Below are 10,493 nucleotides of genomic sequence, written 5' to 3' on the forward strand. Positions count from 1 at the left end.
GTGGGCGGCAGAACATCCCACATCAAACTGAATCGTTCGGTCATCGAGCTGATAAACCAGTGTGCCTTGCTCACCGTTGCCAGTGAACGGTGCCTCATCCCACGCACGTGGCATTGTTTCACGCTGCCAATCACAGACTTCAAGAAAAGCCGGCCAGTCAATGCTCTCCGCCACATCATAGGCAGGGATCGCCCCCATATCCGAGACTTTTTTGACCGGATCAACCTTGAACGTCTGAGCCACTCCGGATGAAACGTTGCCTAGCCAAACGAGGCTTACCAGCCCCCAGGGGGCCAGAACGATAAGATTGGAGAAACGGCGACGAACAGTAGAGAGAATCATCGAAGACGTCTGCGATGGAGGTAATAAACGAGAGACCACGACTCGAAGGCATGACACACCAAGCGTCACGATCCAGTTCTCCGCCCATTCTCATCGCAAGCCAACAGAACAAGAGTGCGATCGATTGCTTGTTCGCCGCAAATCATTCTTGCAATCTCAGTCCTCTTTGATCGACAAGCGATCCAGCAGATATGCCTCGACCGAAGCATGAGGCACGTCGGACCCCTTGTGGAACAGTTCACACTCCACGCCTGCTGCCTCCAATCGCTCCTGCAACTTGATGCCAAAGTTGGACGTGTGCGTCGGGTCACCTTGCTTCTGCCCGATCTTCGGCTCATCGCTGTAGAACATATAAATCGGTGGGTCATCCGACGAGACGTGCTCGATCGGCGAGTACGCTTTGATCCATGGAAGGACTTCTTCTCTCGCCGCCAAAAACCTCGCGAACTGGGCTGGCTTCTTGTCACCCGCTTTCGCGAACCGGCCAAACGCATGCCCGCCATACCAACTGTTGGGAGTCCACTCTTTCATTTGCTTTGGGTCGAGAGTGGTTTGTGGTCGAATCACGGCGGCGCCCATCAACCGAGTCGACTGTCGTGCGATCGGATCCTCGCTCGATGCATCCTTCATGTCATCGTGCAAAGCCAACCACAACGAGGTGCATGCACCAGCCGATCCTCCCACGGCGATCATTCGATCCGGATCAATCCCAAATCGCTTCGAATGATAACGCACAAACTGCAACGCTCGTGCGCAATCCGACATGGGCGCTTTCACAGGTGGGATGACGTTTTCTGCCAGCGCATCCTGGATATACCGATATTGCACCGAAATCACAGTGATTCCCGAGTCCAGCAAATTCGGCAACATCCCCATCAAATTCGCGTCGGTCTGCGATCCACCTCGCCATCCGCCCCCGTGAATGTAAAACACGCACGGCGTGGGCTGATCCGACGTCTGGGTTGGCTTCCAATACATCAGTTGTTGCTTGCGATGGTCCCCGTAAGAGATCCCCGACTCAGTGGGTTCAGGCGAAACCAATTCCTTCGGAGCTTGTGCGGCAGCGAGTCCGGTCAGGCAGATGGCGAGGCAACCTGTCTGAAAAATCATTTGAGCGGCGTGCATTTTCGTTGCGATCAATGGAACAGCTTGGGTGTCGATGTGAATGGTTCGCTGTTGTAACGAAACCGACGATTCATTGCATGGACTTCGGCGAGAACAACTCGCATCACGTGGACGCCTCGCTCACGGCTTGAGCACCGGGGCCAGATAGAGATTGCGGTACGCGACGTTGGTGTGGTCACCCTGCAAGTAGATCGGCCCCGCCTCATCCGGGTTCGTGTGGATCGCACCCGCGGTCGGTCGCGAAATCGGTTGGTTGTCGATCACCTTCTCGCCGTTGAGCACCACGGTCACGTGTCGGTCCACCAGAGTGATGTCGTAGGTTTGCCACTCGCCTCCAGCTCGCCCCGCGTTCTTCAAAGGTGGGATTTCACCGAAGATCGCTCCCACACCTTGGATGCCTTGCATCCGGCTGTCGCGGTCCACCACTTGAGCCTCGTACATGCCTCGCAGGTACACGCCGCTGTTGCGTTGCGTCCCAACCAGAAATTCCAGATGCAACCAAAAGTCCTCAAACGATTCGACGGTCTTCAAATTCGCGTGGTCACCGGTCGCACTGAAATCGATCTTCGGCGTGTTGTTCTGCAGCACGCCATCGACCACCGACCAACCGTTCTTTTTGTCCGGCTCGTGAACGGTCCAACCGCTCAGGTCCTTTCCATTGAACAGGCAAATCGGGTGCCCAAAATGAACCGTAGAAAGATCTGGGCGATCGACAGGCATGGAAGAAATCTTCGTCCCTGAAAAATCCAGGTGTTCCACTTTCCCGTTGGCATGGGTTCTCACCATCTCCCCATCCAACTCACCGTCCACCAACCCCACATTCACACGGGTCGTGCTCACCCGTTTGCCCTTTGCCTTCTTGACCATGTCAAACTTGAGTCGCCCCTCAACAACCTCCACATCGCGGTACGGCCCTGCCGAGCCAACATAGATTCGAAGCGACACAACCGGTTTGCCAGCTTGCTCTTCCACTCTCATCCACGCCGGTTCATCCGAGGACAAGTCCAAAGCCCAATCACCGAGCAAGCCGGGTGGAACCGATTCGCCTTGAACCGCCCCAACAAGAAATGTCGTGAGGGCAAAGAAAACTGTCACGCCTGTCAAACGAGCACCAGAAAGTAGCTTCATCACAATCTTGCAGAGTTAGCGAGAGAGAAACGAGAAAGAGGGAAACCCGACACGCCGCCAAACATCCCACCACCAAGGCGGACACAATGATAAGCCAAACCAGTGGCGGGCACTGCCCGACATAGGCCCCCTCCAACAAACGAGGTCGTGCAGTTTTGAAGTGTTCCCCCCAAACTTCGTTTCGGGAGAGGTGCTCACATGCTGAACCCCGCTCAAACGCGGCCTCCAAGCACTCGAAACCGGCCGCCGAACGGGCTCCAAACGCTGGAGAACGCATTTCAGGAGCCTTTCATAAAACACTTCCCAGCCAATTACTTTCGCGATGATTTCCTCCAAGTCTCGCCCTCCCCTCAACGCTCCTTGCCTATCCTCACACCCGAGCGACGACCAACGCACCTTTTCCGCCTTTCAACGGGGCACAATTACCCTCTAACGCAAAAATCTCAAAAGGAGGGTGCGGATACTTGCACGCTTTCGCAGCAGACCTAGAATCCCGCCCAGCCTGTCAGGTCAACGCGACCGGCACAAATTGCCCCCCCTGAATAGGGCAAGCTGAGTCAAGCGTTTTCTTTCGGGCCAAGGTCATTTCCATCGTCGATCAGGAAGCCATCGACCGGAGCCGACTTTCAGCGTAACTCGCGAATCCGCCGGTGCCTTCGAGAGGAACTCGAAAATGGTTCGGTGTGTTTCGTTGCAAAAGCGTTTCGGCGGTACCACTCATCGAACTTTTCTTGAGCTAGGACACGGATGGCGGAAAACCTGCTGCCTCAGAATGCCTGAGTGCCGCAGCCAATCTGCTTCCCAGCTCGAATGCCGGCATGGTGCCGCAACCGTCGACGCTTCACACGTTGTTTGAGGAAGCTTGGAATGCTGTCACTGTTCTTGGGTCTCACCGTCGCCATGGCGACCAATGGCTCTGTTGCGACCGAGGTCGCCCATGTGTCAAACCAGAAGCCAGACCAGAACTACACTCTCGCCTACAAAAAGTCGGTCGAGGAAGACAAACCCTTGATGGTCGTGGTGGGCGCACCGTGGTGCCCCGCTTGCGAAACGTTGAAGAAAACGACCATTGCCAACATGCAAAACAGTGGGGAATTGGACGGAGTGAGCGTTGCTTTGGTCGACCGCGATGCGGAACCCGAACTGGCCAAAACACTGATGGAAGATGAAAAGATGATCCCTCAGATCATCCTGTACAGCAAAACCTCCGATGGTCGCTGGAGTCGTCGCAAGCTGACCGGGTACCAGCCCGTTCAACCTGTCCGCTCACTGATTAAACGAGTCACCGCCACCTTGGGACGCGGTTGATCCAGACGCCGTTTTGGAATGCCAACCAGGCAACCTCCAAACGATGAAATGAGTCATAAAAAAAGGCACGTGCGAGAATCTCCCGCACGTGCCTTTTTTCGTTTTGATTTTGCCCAAACTGTCCAGACGACTCGGCCCGTCCAGACCACTCGGCGATCTGACTCGCCCAGCGATGCTCCACCAATTTGGCTGATCAGTCTTCCGATTTCCGGTTGAAGAAGCCTTTCTTAGGATCACGCCGACTGATGCCGGCACGATCCATCAGCGAGCTCTTCATGACCTCTTCGATGTAATCATCGTCCGCAGGAGGTGGACCGTACGCGCCCAACAACTGTGGTTCATACTCCAGCGTGTAGTGATGCTTGGCGATCGAGATCTTGCAATTGGGATCTGCCCGCTTGCGCATGATCGCACGACCATCGACCTTGGTTCCGTTGCGACTATTCAAGTCACGGATGAACCAATACCCCTGTTCCAGGGTCATTCGACAATGTTGGCTGGACACGTTCGAGAAGTCCAAACAAATGTCGCAGTGTCGCCGCCGACCGATCAGCAGCTTGTCTTTGATCAGTGGGATTGGGTCGCCGCCGCCCAGAGGCGTCAGTTGACCGAATGCGCCGGCGAATTCTGGGGCGTCTTCAGCACTCATGATGGCGTTGAGTTTCAAAGAGAGGGGGATGATGACTTGAAACACTGCATTGTATTCTCGCTATGCGCGCCGAACCAGTCTTCACGCCCCCCGGCGGGGAAGCTTCGACGACAATCCCAATGCAGACTCTTCCTAATTTGACGGCTGTTCCGATTGAAAGGCTCGCGAAAAAAGGGAGATTCCCAGAAACGTTGCCAGCAACCGTTCCTGCCACGACTCGATCTTCACCGTCCGTCGGAACGTCGATTCTTTCGAACTTCACGCTCCCCCTGGGAGCGTCGAGCGAGGGGAGGGCCGAGCATTGGGCGGTGGATGAGGCAACACGCCCTTTGCTTGGGGAAGGACGCGTTGCCTCGTCCATGACCGTTCGCAACGTCTCCTCGTTTCGCCCGATCGCAAGCCCCGCAGTGCCGGTTGGTTTCAAACGGTGCCGCGGTACAATTCCGCGATGCAATCATCCTCCGAGCATTCCGCTTCCGATCGTTCCGCTGCCTCCGACTCGGGTCCGGCGAGCGTCCCCGATCCCTCTCGGCTGGCTTGGCAAGCAGAGGGGGCTCGTTTCAATGCGTTCGGCAAAGCCCTTCGTCGACGACACGGCGGCCGAATTCAACGGGTGAGCATCGACGCTGGATTCACGTGCCCGAACGTCGACGGAGCTGTCACGACGGGCGGCTGCAACTTCTGCGACAACCGGTCCTTCAGTCCGTCGCGGCGAGTCCGTTTGCAGCGGGTCGCAGATCAACTGGACGAGCAAATCGGCCGAGTTCAAAAACGATACACCGACGTCCGCGGCTTCATCGCCTACTTTCAACCGGCGACCAACACCTACGCCCCCATCGAACAATTGCGTGAGATCTTTGACCTCGCTCTGAATTCAGACGACCGAATTGTTGGACTGGCCGTGGGCACTCGACCCGATTGCGTTCCCGACAGCGTTTTGGATCTGCTTCAAGAACTTGCCGTTGATCACGACGTCTCACTTGAATTCGGTATGCAAACCGTTCACGACGAGTCACTCGAGTGGATGAACCGGGCTCACAACCACGCCGACATGGTCAACGCGATCGACCGAGCCCGAGGTCGTGGATTCGAATGCTGTTCCCATATCATCCTGGGTGTCCCGCGAGAAGATCATGCGATGATGATGGAATCCGCCCGGGAAGTCGGACGATTGGGGTTTGATGCCATCAAACTTCACAACCTGTACAGCGTTCGCGGCACACCGCTGGGCGAAGAAGTCTTGGCCGGCAAAATTCAGATGATGCAGCGTGAGGATTACGTTCGCGCAGTCGTCGACTTCCTGGAACGCATCCCACCCGAAGTGATCGTCGAACGCGTGAGCGGTGATGCGCCTCCAAACTACCTGATCGAACCCAAGTGGTGCGCGGACAAGCAAAACATCCGGCGAGAAATCGAAGCGGAGTTTGAACGCCGCGACTCGCGACAAGGCGATCGCTATGCTCCGCCTGAGGTGCCTCCGATGCAACGGCCTCGACCAGCCGATGCCACACCGGAATCGATTCGCAATCGTATCGACACGCGAGGTCGATTGCCGGTTTTGAAAATGCAGTGACCTGGCTGGACAATCTGCTGGCCGTCGCGATCAGGCCGCCATTTGCGTTTCCGCAGGATGGTTTTGAATCCAATGCGCGACCAGCTCTTCGCATTGCCCCACCCAGCTTTTGACGCGTCGCAGACTCGGTACACCTCGGTGCCCGACCATCTTTTGACCGCGACTGCTGAGCGAGAATCGCTCCAAGTCACGATGCAAAGCAGCGGCCGATTCGCGAGCCAGTGACGCGACGCTGCGACGATGAATCGCGACCAAGATCAACGCGTCGCGCGGCATCATGCCATCAATCGCAACTGACAATCGAACGGCGGCGCGCAAACGTTTGATCGAACGCAGCGCTCGCTCGGGTGACTTGTATTGACGCGAGATCTGCTCCGGGTTGCAGCACGCCAAATCGCCCGCCGTGACCACACCGACTTTCGCGAGCAAACGGCAACGCTTCTCATTGCAGATCTGTAGGTGTTCGATCCGCATCGCAAAAATGCGTTCGCGATGACTGCTTCGAAGCCGCGATGGACGCACGTGCGGTGAAGCGTTCGAAACAACGGATGCCCGAACCGCGGTCGTTGCGATCGCTTCGTCAGCCGTGCGTTGCATCGCCAGCGAGGCTGGAGCAACAGTCAACGGACCAGCGGAGGGCCGGTCACTGGCCGCCGCAGGCAACTGCATCCGCAGCACGACATCGCCAGACGATTCGCCCCCACGATCTAGCGGAGTCGGAGCAACAGGAGACCGACGACGCAGTGGAAAACGTTTCAAAAACTCGAACATAAGAGAAGACTCCTGGGAGGAAGCGATTCGAGAGAATTTCCGATAGCAGAGCCCTCCGTTGGTCTGCCACCCCAGTTCGCCTTCGGCAATCAAACCTTGGTCACCTCAAAATGGGCTCGATCAGCATCCTGCTTTTGGCTGCCCCTCGTTTTCACGGGCTCCAATGCACCTGTCGGAAAGCGTGGACCAATGGAACGAGTTGAGGAAATTCTGAAAGAATGCTCAAGAAAGTTGAGTGGCAGGCCGATTAACTTCCCAGTCGATCCAACTTCCGCGACCCGCAAGGTCATTCTTCGCCAGACGAAGCCCTCCACCATGACACGCCTCACCGAACGAAAACGAAGCGGAGTGCCATTTCTCACCTGTGTTGTGGGAGTCCTTTGTGTGTTTGCAGGAGGCTGTGCCCCACTGCAACTCAGTGCTTTGAAGGTGCCCAGCATGAAACCGCCGAAACTCAGTGAACTCAGTGGCATGACCGCCGGCGGATCCAATTCCGAGTCTCGCTTGGACACGGTGGGCTCTGGAGCGGCACTGTCTTCGGGCACGTTCAACGAAGAGGTCTACCGCAAGGTACGCGAAGCAAAAGCGAATGACTCGATCGTGTTGCAGATCATCGGTGACCGCACTCCCGTACGAGTCCTACCTCTGCCTCCGGCGTCGGGATCCAACCCGCAGGGGCAATCCGTTTTCGTCAGCACACTGCTCAAGCAAACCGGCGTGGACGAGCGTTTCGGTCGGCTCGAGGCTGTGCTGTATCGCCATTCACCCGATTCAGTGGAAGGGCTTCGAATGGAAGTCCAGTTTGCTGACCATGGCGCAGGCGACGTGCGTCCCGAATCCGACTATGCCCTGCGAGCCGGTGACCGATTGGTTGTCCGGGAAGGTCAATTCGGAGGCCTGTCTTCGCTGGTCGACATGGCCCTGCAGCGGTAAACCCAAAGTTTGCAAAACCAACTGTAACCACCCGTTCTGCAAACGACTTACGTCGACAAAAAACAAAATTCGCGGGCCCGACCAGCAGCGAGAGCCGAACCAATCGGGTACAATCAACGTCTGAAGAAGAAGCAAGGGGGCGACTTGGAATCGACCGGATGACAAGAAGCGTATGCCTGCGTGTCGTGGTTGATCAGTTGGCCACGTAAAAAGCTGATCAAAAACTTTTAGTTGCAGAAGAAAACTTTGCACTGGCCGCCTAATTACAGGTAGCCCGGACTGATGGGGATCGCCGATGTCGCCTGAATGTCCGTCACAATGTCGGATCGCGGCCCGTCTTACTCAAGACGCGGGTCGCTAAACAAGATTTGAGTTAGCGGATTCGGGAGCCTGTCAGGTAGCGCCCGATGAAGCGAAAAGGAATCTTCGAGATTCCACAAATAGCTTGACTACACATGTAGACGGCATCGTGGATGCATCGCGGGACGGGAGTTCAATCCTCCCCGCCTCCACTTCAAAAGCCGAGTTGTGAGCAATCGCAACTCGGCTTTTTTCGTTGGCCGGCGGCAAGCAGGATCGGAGTCCAACCAGTCGTGAATACTACGTCGAATCGCGCACGGGACGCACATGATCCTCGAATGGGACGTGACGTCGCCGAAATGTTTCGCCTTCAGCGCACGCCGGGCGGCTGATTCGGTCCATTCGAAAGTGACGAAAATCCTCACGAGCAGGATCCCAGGCCACCAAGTACCACAGCGGCGGCAAGATCAACACGGCTTGCGGTTCCACCTTTCGACTCGTCTCAACACCTTTGGCATCACGGTACTGGAACCGCAGATGCAGTCGCCGAAGGAAAGCGGTCTCGAAAGCCGGCAGCAGCGTGGGAGCCATCTTCCCCATGTCCGAGATGTTCACCCGTGGCGAAAGTTCCCCGACGTACAGGCACTTCAACAGTCGGCGCAAATCGCGAATCTTGTCCCGCGGCAGAGCCTTCTCAATCTTCGCGAGCCCAGCGTCCGCGAGTTCCAGAAACGGAATGCCCCCAGTCGCACGCATCGCCGAAACGCTGATGATCAAAGCAAAGACCTCCGAGACGGATAGCCTCGCTGTGGTCAAAACCGATTGCGGATCGAGCTGCAGGCCGCCCCCGCGTCCAGGTTCCGAATGAATGACAAAGCCTTGTTCACGCAGAGCCCCAATGTCACGCAATACCGTCCGCCGGGACGCACCCACCTCCGTCGCCAGCTCAGCGATTGTCATGGTCCCATTGCGGCGAAGGAGCCGCACAACCGCGTCTTGTCGGGAGCGAGAACTCAATTCACAAACCACTTTGAATGGTGACACGTTTTGGCACCCTTTTGTTCTACGCTACGCGTGCTCGTGTTCGCAAGCAGGTTCCGAAGTTGCGACACACATCGAAATGACCGCTCCATAACAACTAGGTATCAGAATGACTATCTCGACCGCATTTCCCAAACCCACTTTGATTTCAGTCAATGGTGTGGACCTCGAAGTCTTCCAGGCAGGTCAAGAAAATGCAGGGAACCCGATCGTGCTTTGTCACGGTTGGCCGGAACATGCGTTCTCGTGGCGTCATCAAATCCCCGCACTTGCCGCAGCGGGATACCACGTCATCGTCCCCAACCAACGCGGCTATGGAAACTCGTCCCGCCCCACCGACGTCACCGACTATGACCTCGAGCATCTGGCCGGTGATCTGGTCTCCCTTCTCGATCACTTCGGATACGAGGATGCGACCTTTCTCGGTCACGACTGGGGCGCGATGGTGGTTTGGGGGCTGACTCTGTTGCACCCAGAACGAGTCAACCGAGTGATCAACCTTGCGTTGCCGTACCAGGAACGTGGAGAGAGGCCCTGGATTGAAGTGATGGAAGAATATCTTGGTAGCGACAACTACTTTGTTCACTTCAACCGACAACCGGGCGTGGCAGATGCAGTCCTGGAGGAGAACACGTCCACGTTTCTTCGCAATTTGTTCCGCAAGAACGTGCCGTCCGCTCCACCCGAACCGGGCATGATGATGATCAACCTGGCCAAAGCGGCATCGACACGGGGCGAGCCCTTGATGAGTGACGATGAACTGGCTGTGTTCATCAACGCCTTCGAATCGACCGGCTTCACCAGCAGCATCCACTGGTATCGAAACCTCGACCGCAATTGGCGTTTGCTGGCCGACGTCGACCCAATCATCAAGCAGCCCACCCTGATGATTTACGGAGACCGAGACATCATCCCCAAGTTTGAAAGACTGACCGAATACGTCCCCAACGCCGACGTGATCAACCTGGACTGCGGCCACTGGATCCAGCAAGAACAACCAGAGCAAACCAATCAAGCCATCTTGTATTGGCTAACACGGCAACACGGCCCCCCCGCAAGTTCGTAGAAGCGACGAGATGAAACCGAACCAACCAGAAAGGGCGAGACACGCATGCAGGTGTCATCAAACGTGCAAGCCGTCCGGCGTTCGGCTGGGGCTCTCTCTACACGGCGCACCTCTCCCGAAACGAAGTTTTGGAAGAGGTCGAGCGACGCCGTTCAGGCGTACGCGAGGGCGCGGGCCCGAGCCAAAAAACACCGGGAAACCCCACAGCGGCATAAACTCGAACCGCCTTTCTCGTCGGGTGTCGTATCAGGGGTGTT

At 56.6% G+C, this 10,493-nt stretch carries 9 protein-coding genes, 1 other RNA gene and 1 pseudogene; 5 read left to right on the plus strand and 6 right to left on the minus strand.

Going from position 1 to position 10,493, the window contains the following annotated elements; all coding sequences use genetic code 11:
- The 3 genes and pseudogenes from ACF8AM_RS12015 to ACF8AM_RS12025 form a co-directional block, all read right to left on the minus strand.
- Positions 1–342: pseudogene (locus tag ACF8AM_RS12015) on the minus strand (hypothetical protein); the annotation flags it as partial.
- 156 nt (positions 343–498) lie between these two features.
- On the minus strand, positions 499–1,467 hold the full coding sequence (locus tag ACF8AM_RS12020; RefSeq protein WP_392555861.1) for an alpha/beta hydrolase: 969 nt from the start codon (positions 1,465–1,467) through the stop codon (positions 499–501).
- A 120-nt stretch (positions 1,468–1,587) separates the two neighbouring features.
- On the minus strand, positions 1,588–2,595 hold the full coding sequence (locus ACF8AM_RS12025) for a DUF1080 domain-containing protein (protein ID WP_392555862.1): 1,008 nt from the start codon (positions 2,593–2,595) through the stop codon (positions 1,588–1,590).
- 867 nt (positions 2,596–3,462) lie between these two features.
- Between ACF8AM_RS12025 and ACF8AM_RS12030 the strand changes: the two genes are divergently transcribed.
- The gene (locus ACF8AM_RS12030) at positions 3,463–3,903 is read left to right on the plus strand and encodes a thioredoxin family protein (protein ID WP_392555863.1); all 441 of its coding nucleotides are present in this window, start codon (positions 3,463–3,465) and stop codon (positions 3,901–3,903) included.
- A 193-nt stretch (positions 3,904–4,096) separates the two neighbouring features.
- Here the strand turns inward: ACF8AM_RS12030 and ACF8AM_RS12035 are convergent, their stop codons facing one another.
- Positions 4,097–4,552 carry an FHA domain-containing protein gene (locus ACF8AM_RS12035; RefSeq protein ID WP_392555864.1) on the minus strand — a complete coding sequence of 152 codons (456 nt, stop codon included), beginning with the start codon at positions 4,550–4,552 and terminating at the stop codon, positions 4,097–4,099.
- Between the two features lie 448 nt (positions 4,553–5,000).
- Here ACF8AM_RS12035 and ACF8AM_RS12040 point away from each other — a divergent pair, with 448 nt between their 5' ends.
- On the plus strand, positions 5,001–6,125 hold the full coding sequence (locus ACF8AM_RS12040; protein ID WP_392555865.1) for a TIGR01212 family radical SAM protein: 1,125 nt from the start codon (positions 5,001–5,003) through the stop codon (positions 6,123–6,125).
- Positions 6,126–6,155: 30 nt separating this feature from the next.
- Here ACF8AM_RS12040 and ACF8AM_RS12045 read toward each other — a convergent pair whose 3' ends face one another.
- Positions 6,156–6,896, minus strand: a complete 741-nt coding sequence (locus ACF8AM_RS12045; RefSeq protein ID WP_392555866.1) for a DUF4332 domain-containing protein — start codon at positions 6,894–6,896, stop codon at positions 6,156–6,158.
- Between the two features lie 438 nt (positions 6,897–7,334).
- On the opposite strand from ACF8AM_RS12045, the gene ACF8AM_RS12050 reads away from it, so the two are divergent.
- Together ACF8AM_RS12050 and ssrA are read left to right on the plus strand one after the other, a co-directional pair.
- Positions 7,335–7,829, plus strand: a complete 495-nt coding sequence (locus ACF8AM_RS12050; protein WP_392555867.1) for a hypothetical protein — start codon at positions 7,335–7,337, stop codon at positions 7,827–7,829.
- Positions 7,830–7,964: 135 nt separating this feature from the next.
- Positions 7,965–8,344: a transfer-messenger RNA gene (gene ssrA, locus ACF8AM_RS12055) on the plus strand.
- 85 nt (positions 8,345–8,429) lie between these two features.
- Here the strand turns inward: ssrA and ACF8AM_RS12060 are convergent.
- Positions 8,430–9,173 carry a helix-turn-helix transcriptional regulator gene (locus ACF8AM_RS12060; RefSeq protein WP_392555868.1) on the minus strand — a complete coding sequence of 248 codons (744 nt, stop codon included), beginning with the start codon at positions 9,171–9,173 and terminating at the stop codon, positions 8,430–8,432.
- Between the two features lie 106 nt (positions 9,174–9,279).
- On the opposite strand from ACF8AM_RS12060, the gene ACF8AM_RS12065 reads away from it, so the two are divergent.
- On the plus strand, positions 9,280–10,236 hold the full coding sequence (locus ACF8AM_RS12065; RefSeq protein WP_392555869.1) for an alpha/beta fold hydrolase: 957 nt from the start codon (positions 9,280–9,282) through the stop codon (positions 10,234–10,236).
- The last annotated feature ends 257 nt before the right edge of the window (positions 10,237–10,493 follow it).

Origin of the sequence: Rhodopirellula sp. JB055 (assembly GCF_043100905.1) — a bacterium.
GTDB lineage: Bacteria > Planctomycetota > Planctomycetia > Pirellulales > Pirellulaceae > Rhodopirellula.

Coding starts and splice junctions, on each gene's coding strand:
- ACF8AM_RS12020 (WP_392555861.1), bottom strand. CDS start 1,467: ATGCACGCCGCTCAAATGATTTTTCAGACAGGTTGCCTCGCCATCTGC.
- ACF8AM_RS12035 (WP_392555864.1), bottom strand. CDS start 4,552: ATGAGTGCTGAAGACGCCCCAGAATTCGCCGGCGCATTCGGTCAACTG.
- ACF8AM_RS12040 (WP_392555865.1), top strand. CDS start 5,001: ATGCAATCATCCTCCGAGCATTCCGCTTCCGATCGTTCCGCTGCCTCC.
- ACF8AM_RS12050 (WP_392555867.1), top strand. CDS start 7,335: ATGAAACCGCCGAAACTCAGTGAACTCAGTGGCATGACCGCCGGCGGA.
- ACF8AM_RS12065 (WP_392555869.1), top strand. CDS start 9,280: ATGACTATCTCGACCGCATTTCCCAAACCCACTTTGATTTCAGTCAAT.
- ACF8AM_RS12025 (WP_392555862.1), bottom strand. CDS start 2,595: ATGAAGCTACTTTCTGGTGCTCGTTTGACAGGCGTGACAGTTTTCTTT.
- ACF8AM_RS12045 (WP_392555866.1), bottom strand. CDS start 6,896: ATGTTCGAGTTTTTGAAACGTTTTCCACTGCGTCGTCGGTCTCCTGTT.
- ACF8AM_RS12030 (WP_392555863.1), top strand. CDS start 3,463: ATGCTGTCACTGTTCTTGGGTCTCACCGTCGCCATGGCGACCAATGGC.